Source organism: Paranoxybacillus vitaminiphilus, assembly GCF_003259935.1.
Lineage (GTDB): Bacteria > Bacillota > Bacilli > Bacillales > Anoxybacillaceae > Paranoxybacillus > Paranoxybacillus vitaminiphilus.
In genome coordinates this window covers 65,829-82,674 of sequence record NZ_QLMH01000012.1, presented here as the reverse complement: position 1 = coordinate 82,674, position 16,846 = coordinate 65,829, and the positions used below count along the sequence as shown (strand labels likewise).

Sequence of the window (16,846 nt, the reverse complement as noted above, 5' to 3'; positions counted from 1 at the left end):
TTCTGTATTAGTTTCTTCCTTTTTGATCTTCTTTTGGAAAAAAGGCAACTACCGATTGAAAATGATCAACAAACGCTTTAAAATCTTTCAAACTTTGTTCCGCAAGCCGCACATTTACTTCCAGAAAGTCTTTAAAAGATTCTGGAACATTTGCTTGATCGCGTTGCAATGAATAGTAAACAAGAGGAATTAATTTTTGTAGTTCGTGTTTATTTCTTTGAAATGTTTCTTCATCTCTGAACATTGTCGATAAGGCGCGTACACGACCATAAAAGCGGCGGATGGAAGCACTTGTCATCTTATCTTGTTTAAGTTTGGATGCGATCGCTTTTGCCCAGTCAATGTATATTTCTCTTTTATAATTTCCTGACTCATCGAAATAACCTGTATTAAGATATGTTTTGATTTCCATATGAGTCTTCCTCCTCGCTTTCTCGATAAAGTTGTGCTACCTCTAAAATGAGCTTCATATGTGCCCATTTCCATCGGACTTCGGCTACATCTATTTGTAGTAATTGGGAAAACCAATTTTCGATCTCTTGTTGCTTGTTTTCGAATGTTCCTGTAATATTCCTTTGGATTTGGTCATTTAATAATGGAACTAGTTTAAAAGCACTCCCTTGTCCTTTTTGTAGCGATTGGTACATATTAGCAAAGTAATACAGCTTGTGTAAAAACGACGATGAAATACACCCTTTAAGACACCATTTTCCTAATCTTTTAGCTTCGCTAAGAATCTTTTCAAAATCTCCCCATTCAACCGGTTTACGTCGGATAGCTATTTGATTTCTTCCTTCAAGTTTTCGGTTGTAACCCGGTTTTTCTTTCGCGAACTCGAGCTGTTCTTCTACCATTTTTGTTACATGTGGTAACGGTATTCTCGAACGGACGATTTCTATTCCTGCTGAAAGCGTTACATCCGTATTTCCACCTACATACGTAACGAACTGTTGATGAATTTCTTTCACAAACTCAATAACTTCGTTCCATGGACCAATTAGGAACAAATCATCCCCGCCTGAAAAAACGGTGTAGATGTTTCGATATTTTTTTTCAAGCATCTCGTTCACATGACCGGCAAAAAATCGTTCTAAGTAACGGCTTAGAGTCATTATTTCATCCAATGTATAGCGTTCATCTTTGTTTCTTAATCCGAATGAGAAGAGCATTCCGAGCCGGTCAACATCAGCCTTTAAATATGCTATTCTTTCTTTTCCTTTTGCTAGTGAAGCTAGACAATTAAAACTTAAAGGTGTTCCCTCTTCTGTGAACAAACCTTGTTCCTTGCAATGGTTACAACCTCCTTTTGGAGCTGTAGGAATATAGTTAGTCATCCAGCGTTGTTGAATAGGAACTCCTTTTTGAGGAATTGGGTGTTGATTTATAATGACTATCCATTTTGAGTCGGCTGGAATGTCCTCTTCTTCCTGTATTAGAGAAACAGATACATTTGGAAATATGGATATATCTCCATTTCTTTGATGAAAAACAATATACTTTGTTTTAGGAATTAACTTTCCTATTTTTTCATCTTCTTGACAATACTTACAGATCCTCTCCTTATTCCCAGCATCAGCTGGGTAACGACGACAACTTTTGCAAAACTCTTCTGTTGTATTAACAGGATGGATAAAAACATCTTCATTCCATTTTCCATCTTGAATCAATATTTCTTCAAAGCTACGACTCTTCGATTTTCTTATTTGTTGAAAAAGGTTCGTTAAGCAAGAAGGAAAGTCATTTTCTAGATGATGAAGAGAGACCTCAGTTTTACTTGTGTGAAGAACAATGGTACCGTGATATTTTTCATAAAGATTTTGATTGATTTCTTTTTTCCATTGCTCTATAAATGTATCAATGCCTTTTGGTGCAAGTAGATAAAAAACACCACCTGCTGATAAAACTAAGTTCCATACTGGTAAACCTAAACGTTCAAGTAAATCGTAAGCGGCAGCGTCTGCAATAAGTCCTAATGAGAAGCTTCTAGCACGAAGAAGTTTTGCGACACTTCCACCACCTATTCTGGAAATATCAAATAAATAACGCTGGATGCCTGAGATATCACCCATTAATAAAGTCAAATGTTCACCTTTTTGAATAACAGATGCTATGGATGCAACTAAACGAATATATACAGATAATGGGACTGATTCCTTTTTACTCCCTACTGGTATATTCGAGAGCCATTGATCTGCCCAATAAAGAAAGTAACTAATACGAACTTGAGCATCATCAGGGCAATTAGACCAAAATCGACAAAACTCTTTCGCAATTGTTTTCCAGTAATTCTCTAGGGTGTTCAGACTTGGTGGAACTTCACTCGGTGTCATAAAAGGTTCGTGTAATGGCATTGGAGCATAATAAGATGGGATAGGTTTCTCATGGGAAAGAGATAATTGACTAAAAATAGAGCGTAATGGTGAAGGGAATCGACCTGTTCCCTCTTCAATTAATTCAAATAAGCTTGTATCCTCTATTAAGTCATATGAGAAGTTCGACATACTTAAACACTCTTTAATTTTACGTAAATCATCTTGAGGAAGAAACGCTGAAAAACGATTCATTAATATTTTGATTAAGGCTTTTTCGACGTATTGAAAATTAGGGTTTTTATTCATAGTTTCACCATCTTAAATAATAATTTTGAATGCTCCTTGATATAATAAGTTTCTTTGAGTAATTCACATGACAAAAAAATCTTCTAAAAAGAGAAAAACATCTCTTTCTTTTAGTATGGAATACAGTTGGATTCCAAGCTGTCATTTTTCAATCAGACTTTTTAGCGATTACTTCTATACTTCAATATTTGTAAATCATAAAATAAAGCAGTATTTAAATACGATTTGCATCTTTCCCCTTGAACGACCTCCCCAAGTTTTTGAACAATTCTTTCATACTCAGCAATAGATCTTTTTGAAATTATCGCTTCTCTATCTGATAGATAGAACAATTTGTCAAAAATGGAATGATCGCATGAGTCATCCATACTCTTTAATTTCGATACGTATTTCCTTAAATACCATTTCATTTGTACATCAGGAATGAAAACCATACCATTTTCAACAATCATCTTATAAACCGTCCTATCATCAGCATAAATATTATAGAACAAATGCACTATTTTTTATGTTGTGCATATTAAATATCTTGCCATGAAGATCATCTCAATCATCAATATAAACAGACAGCGGATTAGAACTGACAGTAAAAAGCTCTACATCCATGAAAATTCCCCTTTCGATCTTCTGTTTCAATTTTTTAGAGCCGTTAAAAATATCTGCTTTATTCTAAACAATATTTATTAATATTGAGAAATCTTTCTATCCTTTACCACATTTCACGTTAATTATATATCGAAATATCTAACAGCCAAAAGTTCTTTCCGAGACAAAATTCCCCATTTCCCGATTATAATTCCCATATTCTACACTCAAAGAAAAATTCCTTTTTTGTTCAATGAATTTTGTGTGAATGTCAACATCGTCATGTTGTCTTCCCTATCAAGTAACGATAGAAAATAGAAAAACAAGCTGCAAACAGTCAGCCCGATGTCGAACGATATCCCACACTTCATTCATCTAAAAACATACATTTCTATCTAAATCAAAATATGAATGAACCCTATTTACAAACCGACAGTCGGTTTTTATAATTGATTATAAATAACATTGGGAGGAAACATGATGAAGCGGAAACAAAAACGGGAACAAACGAAACGATTGCTGCTGGATGCTGTGAAAGATTTGATTGGTGAAAAAGGGTGCACCAATACGACACTCAATGACATTATGGAACGCTCCGGCTTGTCTAAAGGTGCCATTTTCCATTATGTAAACAGCAAAGACGAGCTTTTCAGCTGGGTGTTGAAAGAAAGGCTGGGAGAAATCAACCAGCGTTTTTTCAATACGGCTTCGCAAAGAAAATCATTTGAAGAGCCAATGCATGAAATCACCGCCCGATTGTCGGATCTGGAAAATCCGAAAGATCCCGGCAATCAAGTACTAATGTATCTTCTCGGAAAAAGCGATCAGCCTGTTGTTAAGAAAATACTTCAACAGTATTATGAACAAGCCGTCCACATGTCCAAATTGTGGATAGTTGCTGGACAAGAGGCAGGGGTAATCCCACAGTTCATCGATGCCGACAAAACAGCAGAATTGTTTATGCTCATTTCATTTGGTCTGCGAATGCGCAGCGCCATTGATTCAAATAGCTATTTCTTTCATAACAAGGATTTTGCTGAGCTGATGTCTAGCATGCTTCAGCCAAAGGAAGAAAGGTAGGGGTCGACATATGGAGTTTCTGTTATTTTTGCATGTTGTCGGAGTTGTCCTTTTTTTAGGCAACATTATCATTACTGCTTTTTGGAAAGTACGGGCAGATCAAACAGGGAATCTTGAATTAATCCACAGTGCAGCAAAAAACGTCATGCTTGCCGATTTCGTTTTCACGATTCCGGGACTGCTGCTCATCATCACATCCGGTGTTTGGATGGCCGTTCGGGCGGGGTATCTCATTTCGGGGTTCAATTGGCTGACCTTGTCATTCGTATTGTTTGTATTGACAGGAATTCTTTGGGCAGGGGTGCTGATCCCCTTACAGCGCAAGATGATACGGCTCAGCGCTCAAACGGCGGAAAATGAGTTCAACACGGAAGAGTACCGCCGAGCATCATTGCTCTGGATGATATTCGGAACTATTGCAACACTGCTTCCTGTTTTAATCTTATATCTCATGATAGGTAAAGGATTCTCATGAACAGCTTAGGGAAAGCGGTTTTTTTAGAGCGCCTCTTGTCCGCAGAGATTTAATCCAAATGTGGGATAATGAATCAAGTTGAGTCCATTAGACGCTTTTCGTTTTTCCCCAACTGCCGCTGTGCGGCTCATGACAGAAGATTGAAAAACTTTTCAAACCGCAGCGGCGATTTCATTATATCCGGAAAGAATCAAAGGAGAAAATCCTAAGTAGAAAAAAGGACTGCATGTATTCTCGGAATTTCATTTTTCCCATCCGCACAGCACTGATAACTATTCTCATTATAAACACCGCCCAAACGCTCGAAACCTTCTGTTTACCCCCTTGCAAACTTTGCCGTCTAAATATCCAACATCTCTTCGATTCCTCATAGTTAAGATAAAAACGTGTCTACTGCGAAACATCATTATTTTAAAAGCATTTGTTTCAATTCCTCATAGTGGTGTTATGTCAAGAAAATGGACACGTTAAACAGAGAGAAATAGCTGAACTTAAGCAGCTACTTTTCTCTGGTTAGCGTAGTAAGCAGCCTCAAATTCACATGGCGATACATATTCAAGAGATGAATAACTTCTCTTGCGGTTGTAGAAGCATTCGATGTACTCAAAAATGGCTTGTTTCGCTTCTTTTCGCGTACGGAATCGATTTGGATAGATGCATTCTTTCTTGATTAAGCTATGAAACGACTCCATACAAGCGTTGTCGTAACAGTTCCCACGTCTCGACATACTGACTTGGAAATGATGCTCTTGTAACAGTTGTTGATAATCATTAGACGCATACTGGCTTCCACGATCCGAGTGGTGAATCACTCTTCCTGTTGGTTTCTCGTTGTTTAACGCTCGTTGTAAGGCTTTGATGACGAACTCTTTCGTCATTCGTGTATCGATATACCAACCTACGATCTTTCGTGTATATAAATCCATGATGCTCGCTAAATATAACCATCCTTCATCAGTAGGAATGTACGTGATATCGGCCATCCATACTTCATTTGGAGCCGTTGCTTGGAAGTTCTGTTCCAACAGATTCGCATACACGTTGTAAGGGTGATTACTATTGGTCGTTGCCTTGTATTTAAGCACCGTAATTGATCTCAATCCTTCTTCGCTCATGATACGAGCGACTGTCTTTTGAGACACACGAATTCCTTGTTTGCGTAGTTCTTGCGTAATTTTCGGACTTCCGTAAATCTTGCGTGACTTGAGATACTCGTTCCGAATCTGTTGGGTCAGTTGTTCTTTTTTCTCTTTTTGGTTGCTTTTTGGGCGTTTCAGCCATGCATAATACCCACTTTTAGAAACACCGAGAACTTGGCACATCTTCACCACGCGAAATTCATTTCGATGTTGAAAAATGAACGCGTAAATTACTTCTGGTTTCTGGTGAAGATGCCTAACGCCTTTTTTAAGATCGCTAATTCCTCTTCCAGCTCTTGATTGCGACGGCGTAGCTCGATGATTTCTTGATTTTGTGGCTTGATGTTTCCTGAACCTACAAAGCTTGTGCCATTGCTTTCTTTGTATTCTTTGACCCAACGGTGAAGAGTGTTGTATGCCAAACCTAATTCTTTTGCCACTCGGGCGATGGACTTGTCCCCCTCCAAGCATAACTCAACGGCTTGAATCTTGTATTCTTGATCAAATGTTCTCTTTTTCATGATTGGACACCTCGAACCGATTGTAATTAAGTTTATTATAATCTCTCTGTTCTCTGTGTCCACTTTTTAGACTAACATCAATAGTTAAGATAAAAACGCTTTTCTGTTTTTTCTTATTTCTTCTGCGCAAGCTTGTTTCAATTCCTCATAGTTAAGATAAAAACTGAACAGGATAAAACACTAAAAATCTAACTAAAACAGTTTCAATTCCTCATAGTTAAGATAAAAACTACAAATACCCTTGACACTCACCATATTCTTATTATACGTTTCAATTCCTCATAGTTAAGATAAAAACGGAAAAACACCGTACATTTATAACAGCTCAAGAAAGTTTCAATTCCTCATAGTTAAGATAAAAACCGAGCGGCCATCATCTACACGATACAGCAGGAAATCACAGTTTCAATTCCTCATAGTTAAGATAAAAACCAGTCAATCGAATTCAGTTTGAACAAGAAGTTGGTCAAAGTTTCAATTCCTCATAGTTAAGATAAAAACTCTCCTTGTTGTTTTTTTGTTGTTTTTTTGTGAAGAACGTTTCAATTCCTCATAGTTAAGATAAAAACTTATTTTTATTTGAATATTTAGATTATCTATTTGAGTTTCAATTCCTCATAGTTAAGATAAAAACGTATGAGCCTCCTGTGTAAATGTCTTGGTCGGATATAGGTTTCAATTCCTCATAGTTAAGATAAAAACGCAATTCTACTTCCGCATATACCTCGTATCCCTTTTCCTGTTTCAATTCCTCATAGTTAAGATAAAAACAACCTCCGGAAGCAGGGGATAAAAAGCCCTTGCGAGTTTCAATTCCTCATAGTTAAGATAAAAACCTCGGGAGCAGAAAGAACTGCTCCCTTTGGTTTCATGTTTCAATTCCTCATAGTTAAGATAAAAACTTGGCTTCTTCGGATCGGTGTTCGGATCCGCGATATTTTGTTTCAATTCCTCATAGTTAAGATAAAAACTTTTTCACTTCCATTCTTTGAAGAGCATCGAGTTGGCGGTTTCAATTCCTCATAGTTAAGATAAAAACTTAAAGATGGTGGCTATCAGTTCGAATTCATGCCGTTTCAATTCCTCATAGTTAAGATAAAAACGAGGACATTACACCAGAGGGAAGAGAAGAATTTTAGTTTCAATTCCTCATAGTTAAGATAAAAACGGCGATAACCATCCTTGTTCATTTTCTAATTGTTCGTTTCAATTCCTCATAGTTAAGATAAAAACGCAGACACAAGCAAAAGAAGTAGAGCAAGAAACGAGTTTCAATTCCTCATAGTTAAGATAAAAACTGCTTTGAAATGGTTAGAAGATCGTCTCGAAGATTGTTTCAATTCCTCATAGTTAAGATAAAAACTGAAAAGGAGGAGGAAAAAGAATGAAACTGGCAATTCGTTTCAATTCCTCATAGTTAAGATAAAAACTTCCTGTACTATCTATTGAAGAATGGGCACAAACACAGTTTCAATTCCTCATAGTTAAGATAAAAACATGAATATCAGGGCGTTCCACAAGGAAAATCTTACTGTTTCAATTCCTCATAGTTAAGATAAAAACTTCGTGAAGCGTTTATTATGAAGCGGATTAAAGCGAGTTTCAATTCCTCATAGTTAAGATAAAAACATATAACAATATAGAAAACATATTGTTAGAAGAACGTTTCAATTCCTCATAGTTAAGATAAAAACGGAAGAAATGAAAAAGAAAATTGAAACGGAAGTCCGCAAGTTTCAATTCCTCATAGTTAAGATAAAAACTTCGACAGACCAAATTGATACAGCACAAGCCTTTGCGTTTCAATTCCTCATAGTTAAGATAAAAACAAACCGTAAAACAATTGATCGAACTCTTTGGAACGAGGTTTCAATTCCTCATAGTTAAGATAAAAACAAAAAATAAATAGAAGTGAATGTTTGTATCGAATGGGTTTCAATTCCTCATAGTTAAGATAAAAACGCCAATCCAAGGGTCAGCAGGAGACATTATCCGAAGAGGTTTCAATTCCTCATAGTTAAGATAAAAACTCCCATCTCATCAGCTCATACTCCGCTTTTTTCTCATGTTTCAATTCCTCATAGTTAAGATAAAAACGCTAATGCAATTAGCAGACTTTACAGAACACGAGAGTTTCAATTCCTCATAGTTAAGATAAAAACCTTTTTGGTGGAGAATCACCATTATTCAGCCTCCTTGTTTCAATTCCTCATAGTTAAGATAAAAACTTTCGTAAAAATCGTTTATCTCTTCTTCTGGAATGTTTAGTTTCAATTCCTCATAGTTAAGATAAAAACTTTCCAAGTTCATTTAATTCTATAGATGTATCGAGAGTTTCAATTCCTCATAGTTAAGATAAAAACCGCTTTTATCATTAATTCGCCATATGTCAAACTAAAGTTTCAATTCCTCATAGTTAAGATAAAAACCTTTAAAGATTTACGCAAATATTAGCCGGGTATTACTCGTTTCAATTCCTCATAGTTAAGATAAAAACGCGGCGTCCATTGTACCGTATTGGCGAAAAACTGAGTTTCAATTCCTCATAGTTAAGATAAAAACCTGATTTTATTTAGATACACACATCAAATTTGTTAAGGTTTCAATTCCTCATAGTTAAGATAAAAACAAAAAAATGATAGAAATACGTTTCATATTCTCACCTATGTTTCAATTCCTCATAGTTAAGATAAAAACTGGGTGCGCAGGGTGTCATCCGTCTGTACCGCGAGTGTTTCAATTCCTCATAGTTAAGATAAAAACAAAGAAGCGGCTGAAAAATTAGCTAAACTATTACCGTTTCAATTCCTCATAGTTAAGATAAAAACTTTGCAATTCTTGAAGAATCTATATAGTCGTCAGAAGTTTCAATTCCTCATAGTTAAGATAAAAACTCTCACCAAGGCAGGATTACCAAGGAAGAAGATTCTGTTTCAATTCCTCATAGTTAAGATAAAAACAACGTCACGACCTTGTGCTACGTGACATTGAAAATGTTTCAATTCCTCATAGTTAAGATAAAAACTTCTTTTCCTGGCGGAATTTCCGTTGTTCATATATTTGTTTCAATTCCTCATAGTTAAGATAAAAACTCATCCCAAGCGCCCCACCAACTGGATACGATGTCACCGGTTTCAATTCCTCATAGTTAAGATAAAAACTGTGCTCTTACGCTTGTTAGCGTAGAGCAACCGCAAGTTTCAATTCCTCATAGTTAAGATAAAAACCCGCATTTCTGCGTTCAATCGTTTCCTTGTTGAAGTTTCAATTCCTCATAGTTAAGATAAAAACCTGCATTTAGTTCTGTGAGCTTGTTTCGAACGGAATAGGTTTCAATTCCTCATAGTTAAGATAAAAACGTAGCGCAAATGGTATTCCCGATGATTTTGTCCATTGTTGTTTCAATTCCTCATAGTTAAGATAAAAACGATTACACACGAACACAAAGACCATTGCGCTGGCAGTTTCAATTCCTCATAGTTAAGATAAAAACGCGAAGTGGAAAATGGTTCAATTGCCGTCGTGTTAGGTTTCAATTCCTCATAGTTAAGATAAAAACTAGTGGAAGGTTGGACACACGATGATGTCCGTTCACAGTTTCAATTCCTCATAGTTAAGATAAAAACTATTTTCCAAAAGGTACAGCCCGGGAAGCCGCGTAGTTTCAATTCCTCATAGTTAAGATAAAAACCCCCAAAAAAGCTGATATAATAGCGTTTTAATAAAAATGAAAATCATGTTGTTTCCATTTTAATGCAGATGGAATATTTTATCAATGCTTTCTTTTTCATTTATTTCTTTCTCTTTTCTCCCCTTTTCTTTCAAAAGCAAATTGTCGTCGATCCCCCGGGATTTCTGCACGATTGGGGGTCGACGACAAAAACTTGTATATCATTGAGATAGAATCTTTAGAAAAAACAAAACCAGCATTCTCGATAAACATGAAAAAAGTAATGATTAGCCGGTTGATTTGCAGTGGGAAATGTTTTCAGAAGCTATGTCTCTGTTCAATGAGCTTTATCGAAGCGAAAAAGAAAAACGGAGAATAAAGAAAAAGGAGCAATCGTTTTAGTGACTGCCCCTTTTTCTTTATTTTTCTGCTGCCACGCTGACTTCTGTGCCAATAATTAGACCAATTGTTGCTGTAATAATAAGCCCCATCACCATTGCGAACATCCCGTTTTCCTCCCTTATGCTTCTTTACTTTTATTTTACATCGGGAATGAACGAATGGATGGCACGGGATGTGAACAATTTATGAAAACAAGATGCTTAAGCTTTGTCGTTTGTGAAAAAATTAATACATTTTATATTTTGCAAATAATGTTTCTGTTAAAGAATGATGCCAAAATAAAAACCAAAGGTGAAGAACAAGCAATCATGGATGTTCTTTCACCTTTTGCATAACTTCTAAACCAGTCGATTGATTTTCCTTCCAAACAATACAACAAAATTAAAATATTTATAAATACAGTCAACGTCCTCGAACCCGCTTTCCTTTAACCAGTTTAACTGGTCGTGTAAAGTAGACATTTTATCCAGCTTCGTCCGTTCGTAGGCAGAATCGATTTCTTCCCGCGTTAAACCACTATTTTCAATCTTATTTTGCCAATCGTTTTTGTAAAGTGCATCAATAAAAGGAGTGTGCCCGAGCACTTGATCTGCATTTAGAAATAATCCATCTTCATTTAATAAAGAATAAACACGTCGATATAAACTCTTCTTTTCATCATCAGTCAGATGGTGTATCGATAATGACGAAACAATCATATCAAACTTTGTATTAAATTCATGCTTTGTATAGTCATCTACAATATAATTTACATTTGGATAGTTGGCGAACCGTTTCTTGGCGATTTCCATCATTTTCTCCGAAATATCGATCAAGGTAATATTCGCTCTGGGATACTTTTCTAAAATAAAAGAAGTAAATAATCCAGTCCCTGCTCCCATATCAAGTATCGCTGGTACTGTTTTCGCAGTGTTCATCACTGACACAGGAATAGAGTAAAAATCATTAAAACACGGAATTAATTTTCTTCTTTGACGATCATATTGTGCTGCATTCTCATTAAACTTTTCCGCAATGCAGTCTCTTGAGTCATTGCAAGGCATTTGTTAACTCCCCCTTTAATACCTTTGTTAATTGGATTATACAGAATAATGTTTATAATTGAAATTAACTAAAAATAAAGTATTTAATAACAATTAGTTATTAAAAAACGGGAGGCATACATGTATGGATTTAAAATGGCTCAAGACGTTTCTGATTGCAGCTAAATATGAAAATTTCCGGCAAGCCGCAGAGGAACTGTTTCTTACTCAGCCAGCTGTTACAAAACATATACAAAAGCTTGAAGAAAATCTGCAAATTCAATTGTTTAAGAGGCACGGAAGAAAGGTCAGTCTCACACCGGCAGGTTATAAATTTCTTCCTTATGCACGAGAAATGATGTCGAAGTATGAAAATGGGATAGAGGAGTTTGAATCATGGAAGCAGGGGTACAGTCATAAATTAGTCATAGCTATCGCGCCACAACTGGCATCATCCATTTTACCTTCGCTATTGCGCCGTTTTATTAATAACCATTCAGATATTGAAATGATTATCAATGTCGTTAAGTCTTACGAAATAGGAGAGGAAATAAGCGCAGGAAGGGCGGATCTTGGGTTAACAAAAATGAGACCGGTTCAAACGAATGTAAATAGTGTAGTTCTATATGAAGAATCTGTCACATTAGTCGGACCTAATGAAAAAGGAAACAGTATACTCGATGAAGAAACAATGTTGCGTAAATATAGACTGCTCACTCATAACCACCCTGATTATTGGGAAAGTCTATTGTTCGAAATAAAAAAACACTATCCAACCGTTCGAACAATGAGAGTGAATCAAGTAGAGGTAACAAAGCGGTTTATTGAAGAAGGGCTTGGAGTATCCTATTTACCATTAACAATGGTAAAAGAAGAAATAAAACAGAAAAAAATCATTGAGATTGCCCCAACATTAATTACTCCGCCTAAATCATCCACCTATTTAGTCACAAAAATAGAGACAAAGGAAGCTCGTATTTTTATCGACTTTTTAAGAGAGCAATTACGGAATATTAGTACCTAATACTAATTTCAGACTGAAAAAACAGACATAAATAAGACGTTTAAGTTAGGCAAAAGAGCTGTTGAGACTTATGTCGGACTGCATTTATATACTTTTATTAGCCTATATAACATGACTATTGTAGGAATTTCGTTGTTGTCGGCAAACTTGTTATCTTGAAATTCGCTGTATTCTTCGTTTCAGAACTGCGGTTTGTTGTTGCAGCGTTAATTTTTGTACCTTCATAAAATCAACAATGAATTTTAACAGAGAGACTCATGCCATTTTGGGGCACAACGATGCATTAAAATAAGCGGTATTGTCCATATAGGCCCTATCACTTATTTTCAAGGCAGCCAAATAATAGATAACCCTATCCGTGACAGTTCAACGGATAGGGTTATTGGTCCAATTCGCGCAATAGGCGAATATATTTGACCGCTTTTTTGTAAAAGTAAAAAGCGCCGATTAAGAAAATGATAATCAGGCCAAGCAAAAACGGTTTCTTTTCCAGCGCCATCATTGATTGGTCAGCCGGAATGAACAGACCGATATAGAAAAAGACGCTAAATGCCAGTAACACCATTGCATACGTTTGATAGTCGGCTGCTTTTTCTTTCCATTGCTTTTGTTCGTGCTGCATCGCATTCCCCCACTTTCCATTCTTAACTGTAACATATATGGTGGAAAACAGGGGATTGTAATTTTAACCATTTAACGCTTGTGTTAAATCTTCAATTAGGTCTTCTACATCTTCCAATCCAACCGAAATGCGCACTAATCCGTCCGTAATGCCAAGCTCTTCGCGGCGCTCTTTCGGAATCGAAGCATGCGTCATTTTCGCCGGAAGGGAAATTAAACTTTCCACAGCTCCTAAGCTTTCTGCAAGCGTAAAATATTTTACGCTGTTTAACAGGCGGTCTGCTTTTTCGGCGCTGCCGACATCAAAAGAAACCATACCGCCGAAGCCGCGCGCTTGCTTTTTCGCAATTTCATGATTTGGATGCGTTTCTAACCCGGGATAATACACTTTTTTCACCGCTGGATGATTCACAAGGAATTCGACGATTTTTCTTGTATTTTGTTCGTGCTCTTCCATGCGGATTCCAAGCGTCTTCATTCCGCGCATTAACAGCCATGAATCGTGCGGACCGAGAATCGCACCTGTTGAATTTTGAATAAAATGCAAGTCTTTCGCCAGTTGTTCGGAATTCACGACAACAAGACCGGCAACGACATCGCTATGGCCGCCTAAATATTTTGTTGCGCTGTGAACAACGATATCAGCGCCAAGCGCAATCGGTGTTTGCCAGTATGGTGTGCTGAATGTATTGTCAACAATCGTTAGTAAGCCGTGTTTTTTCGCGAGTTCCGCCGTCTCTTGAATATCGGTAATTTTTAAAAGCGGGTTTGTTGGCGTTTCAATGTAAATCGCTTTTGTGTTTGGCTTCATATTTTTTTCAATGTTTGTTAAATCACTTGTGTCGACAAACGTTGATTCGATTCCCAAGCGGTTTAACACTTTCGTCATAACGCGGTATGTGCCGCCGTATACATCATCTGTCAAAATGACATGATCTCCGCTGTTCAATAGCATCATAACCGCTGTAATCGCCGCCATTCCTGAGCCGAACGCAAATCCTGCATATCCTTCTTCGAGGTCTTTAATCAATTGTTCAAGCGCATGGCGCGTTGGATTTCCTGTGCGCGAATATTCATATCCTTTATGGCCGCCGACTCCTTCCTGCTTGTATGTGCTTACTTGATAAATCGGCACGGAAACAGCCCCTGTATGCGGGTCTCCGGAAATGCCGCCGTGAATTAATTTCGTCTTGCGTCTCATGATTAAATCCCACCTTCATAAATTTTTTTGCTTAAATAGCGTTCGCTGCTATCCGGGAAAATCACAACAATATTGGTTCCCGGTTCTGCTTTTTCCGCTTCAATGAGCGCCGCATGAAACGCTGCGCCGGAAGAACTGCCGACAAGCAATCCTTCTTTTGCCGCCAGCTCTTTTACCCGTTTGAAAGCGTCTTCATCATATATCGTGTGAATCGCATCGAAGTAGCTTGTATCCATATATTCCGGAAGAAACTCCATGCCGATCCCTTCCGTTTTATGCGGTCCCGGCTCGCCGCCGTTTAAAATCGAGCCCTCCGGTTCAACGATAACCGTTTTAATTTTTGAGTTCTTTTCTTTTAAAAATTGCGCCGTTCCCATAAATGTGCCGCCTGTTCCCGCTCCAGCGACAAAAATGTCAATCTGTCCGTCGAGCTGTTCCCAAAGCTCAGGTCCAAGCGTCTTGTAATATGTGCGCGGATTAGCTGGATTGGCAAATTGCTGCGGACAATAGGAATCCGGAATTTCTTTTAATAATTCTTGCGCCTTCTTGATAGCGCCTTTCATTCCTTCACTCGTCGGTGTATTGATAACCTTCGCTCCCAGCGCTTTCATTAGCTCCTGCTTTTCAACGCTGAATTTTTCCGGAACGCAAAAAATAACGTTCACATTTTTGCCGATGGCCGCCAAGGCTAAGCCGATTCCCGTATTTCCCGCTGTTGGCTCAATAATCGTACCGCCTTCTTTTAATTTTCCTGTCTCGAACGCATCGCGTAACAATTCCTGGCCTAAGCGGTCTTTAATGCTGCCGCCCGGATTAAAATATTCAAGTTTAGCGAACAAGTGCACTCCATCCGGTAACGGAAACTGCGTAATTTCAACAACTGGTGTATGTCCGACTAATTCATGAACATTTTTATATACTTTCATGATGTCACTCCTTATAGGTGTACATGGAAAGGGGCTGACCGACCAGTGTCTGCCCCCGCAAATTTCTCCATTTATCGAATATGATGATGCTGCGTAGTCTGACACTTGGCTTTCCGGTCAGCCTCTTTAACAGGATATTAGTTCTTCAATTTGGTTAACATCGATAACACTAAATTGGAGGAATGAAGCGCCGCTTTGTGCAAAAACTGCTCGAAGGAAATGTTTGACTCTTTCCCGGCGATATCCGACAATGCACGAATAATAACAAACGGTACGTTAAATTGCGTACAAACTTGCGCAATCGCCGCCGCTTCCATTTCTACTGCATATAAGTCGGCAAATTTCGTGCGCACAAACTCGACACGCGCCGGATCGCTCATAAACGAGTCTCCTGTTGCGATAAGTCCTTTCACGACTTGAATATTTGTAATTTGTTGCGCACTTTTCTCTGCCGCTTCTACCAATTTCTTATCTGCTGTGTAACGCGCCGGCATCCCTGGCACTTGACCATATTCATAGCCAAATGCGGTTACATCGACATCGTGATGAGCAACTTCCGTAGAAATAACGATATCACCGACATTTAATGTTTGTAAAAATCCGCCCGCAGAACCCGTGTTAATGACATAATCCGGCTTAAAGCGCTCAAGCAAAATCGCCGTTGACATGGCGGCATTCACTTTTCCAATTCCTGACTTTAACAAAACAACATCCACATCGTTAATCGTTCCTGTGTAAAACTCGGAATTCGCGATCACTGTGTCTTCGCGGTTCGCGATTTGTTCGCGTAAAATGGTTACTTCCTCTTCCATTGCGCCAATAATTGCAATTTTCATTTCCTCTACCTCTTTCCTACTGTTTTACAGCCTCCATTAACCAGACGAATTTATTTAAGCGGGTAAACTCAATAGAAAAACCACCCGCTTTAAACATGCGCTCAAGCGCATCGAGCGTTGTATAATACTCTCTTTGCAAATCCTCCGCAAGGTCATGGAATCCGCGCTCAAGCGCTTCATCAATCGTCTGCCGGAACGCCTCATCGGTTGCAAACGCCGTATCAGCAAACACTATTTTACCACCTTTACGAAGCAACTTTCCATAGGCTTCGATGGCCTGCGCCTTTTCTTCATCTGTTAAATGGTGAAACGCATATGTGCTGACAATGGTATCAACCGGCTCTTTTGGAACAGGAAATCGTAAAAAATCGCCGTCATGAATCGACACGCTTCCCCCTAGTTTTTCGAATGCTTTTTTCCTCATCGCTTTTGAAGGTTCGATGCCGTACACTGTTTTTCCGGCATCAAGAAGTTTTTTTGTTAAATTCCCGGTGCCGACACCAAACTCCAATACGACATTTCCTGACTTGTTTACGACTGTATTTAAAATCGCTTCATATCCTTCAAACACTTCGCGATATTGCTCGTCATGCCCCCCAACGGACTCATCATACGAATTTGCCCATGTTTCAAACAACTCAAGAAATTCTCTTCCCATGATGTCTCACTCCATAAATATGATAATTCGTATAGATATAGTATGAATTAATAATAAATCTGTTCTCA

Annotated in this window: 14 protein-coding genes and 1 CRISPR repeat array; of the genes, 4 read left to right on the top strand and 10 right to left on the bottom strand. The window is 37.9% G+C overall.

Annotation, left to right across the window (positions count from 1 at the left end):
* Nucleotides 1–7 precede the first annotated feature (7 nt).
* The 3 genes from csm2 to B0I26_RS13185 form a co-directional block, all read right to left on the bottom strand.
* Nucleotides 8–412, bottom strand: coding sequence for a type III-A CRISPR-associated protein Csm2 (csm2, locus tag B0I26_RS13195; RefSeq protein ID WP_111645890.1), 405 nt, complete (start codon nt 410–412; stop codon nt 8–10).
* Complete coding sequence (gene cas10 / locus B0I26_RS13190; protein ID WP_111645889.1) at nt 390–2,618, bottom strand: type III-A CRISPR-associated protein Cas10/Csm1; 2,229 nt, start codon at nt 2,616–2,618, stop codon at nt 390–392. The genes csm2 and cas10 overlap by 23 nt, the downstream gene beginning before the upstream one ends.
* Before the next feature lie 161 nt (nt 2,619–2,779).
* Entirely contained in the window at nt 2,780–3,070 is a 291-nt protein-coding gene (locus B0I26_RS13185) for a hypothetical protein (RefSeq protein ID WP_111645888.1), read from the bottom strand.
* A 613-nt stretch (nt 3,071–3,683) separates the two neighbouring features.
* On the opposite strand from B0I26_RS13185, the gene B0I26_RS13180 reads away from it, so the two are divergent.
* On the top strand, nt 3,684–4,283 hold the full coding sequence (locus B0I26_RS13180; RefSeq protein WP_111645887.1) for a TetR/AcrR family transcriptional regulator: 600 nt from the start codon (nt 3,684–3,686) through the stop codon (nt 4,281–4,283).
* A 10-nt stretch (nt 4,284–4,293) separates the two neighbouring features.
* Nucleotides 4,294–4,758, top strand: a complete 465-nt coding sequence (locus B0I26_RS13175) for a DUF2269 family protein (protein ID WP_111645886.1) — start codon at nt 4,294–4,296, stop codon at nt 4,756–4,758.
* A gap of 491 nt (nt 4,759–5,249) precedes the next feature.
* On the opposite strand, the gene B0I26_RS13170 is transcribed toward B0I26_RS13175, so the two are convergent.
* A protein-coding gene (locus tag B0I26_RS13170) for an IS3 family transposase (protein WP_111645885.1) occupies nt 5,250–6,418 on the bottom strand; the annotation gives its coding sequence in 2 pieces (ribosomal slippage) (nt 5,250–6,151 and nt 6,151–6,418; 1,170 coding nt in all).
* Nucleotides 6,419–6,552: 134 nt separating this feature from the next.
* Nucleotides 6,553–10,109: a CRISPR direct-repeat array (repeat unit 30 nt; unit sequence GTTTCAATTCCTCATAGTTAAGATAAAAAC).
* A 539-nt stretch (nt 10,110–10,648) separates the two neighbouring features.
* On the opposite strand from B0I26_RS13170, the gene B0I26_RS18380 reads away from it, so the two are divergent.
* Nucleotides 10,649–10,825: a hypothetical protein gene (locus tag B0I26_RS18380; RefSeq protein ID WP_181502900.1), complete on the top strand. Its 177-nt coding sequence runs from the start codon at nt 10,649–10,651 to the stop codon at nt 10,823–10,825.
* Nucleotides 10,826–10,828: 3 nt separating this feature from the next.
* Here B0I26_RS18380 and B0I26_RS13165 read toward each other — a convergent pair whose 3' ends face one another.
* Nucleotides 10,829–11,533: a class I SAM-dependent methyltransferase gene (locus tag B0I26_RS13165; protein WP_111645884.1), complete on the bottom strand. Its 705-nt coding sequence runs from the start codon at nt 11,531–11,533 to the stop codon at nt 10,829–10,831.
* A gap of 124 nt (nt 11,534–11,657) precedes the next feature.
* On the opposite strand from B0I26_RS13165, the gene B0I26_RS13160 reads away from it, so the two are divergent.
* Nucleotides 11,658–12,536 carry a LysR family transcriptional regulator gene (locus tag B0I26_RS13160; protein WP_111645883.1) on the top strand — a complete coding sequence of 293 codons (879 nt, stop codon included), beginning with the start codon at nt 11,658–11,660 and terminating at the stop codon, nt 12,534–12,536.
* Between the two features lie 379 nt (nt 12,537–12,915).
* Here B0I26_RS13160 and B0I26_RS13155 read toward each other — a convergent pair whose 3' ends face one another.
* The 5 genes from B0I26_RS13155 to B0I26_RS13135 form a co-directional block, all read right to left on the bottom strand.
* Complete coding sequence (locus B0I26_RS13155) at nt 12,916–13,158, bottom strand: YrhC family protein (RefSeq protein ID WP_111645882.1); 243 nt, start codon at nt 13,156–13,158, stop codon at nt 12,916–12,918.
* 63 nt (nt 13,159–13,221) lie between these two features.
* Entirely contained in the window at nt 13,222–14,358 is a 1,137-nt protein-coding gene (locus B0I26_RS13150) for a bifunctional cystathionine gamma-lyase/homocysteine desulfhydrase (RefSeq protein ID WP_111645881.1), read from the bottom strand.
* 2 nt (nt 14,359–14,360) lie between these two features.
* Complete coding sequence (locus B0I26_RS13145; RefSeq protein WP_111645880.1) at nt 14,361–15,284, bottom strand: PLP-dependent cysteine synthase family protein; 924 nt, start codon at nt 15,282–15,284, stop codon at nt 14,361–14,363.
* 137 nt (nt 15,285–15,421) lie between these two features.
* On the bottom strand, nt 15,422–16,120 hold the full coding sequence (mtnN, locus tag B0I26_RS13140; protein ID WP_111645879.1) for a 5'-methylthioadenosine/S-adenosylhomocysteine nucleosidase: 699 nt from the start codon (nt 16,118–16,120) through the stop codon (nt 15,422–15,424).
* A gap of 16 nt (nt 16,121–16,136) precedes the next feature.
* Entirely contained in the window at nt 16,137–16,778 is a 642-nt protein-coding gene (locus B0I26_RS13135) for a class I SAM-dependent methyltransferase (protein WP_111645878.1), read from the bottom strand.
* Between the last annotated feature and the right edge of the window lie 68 nt (nt 16,779–16,846).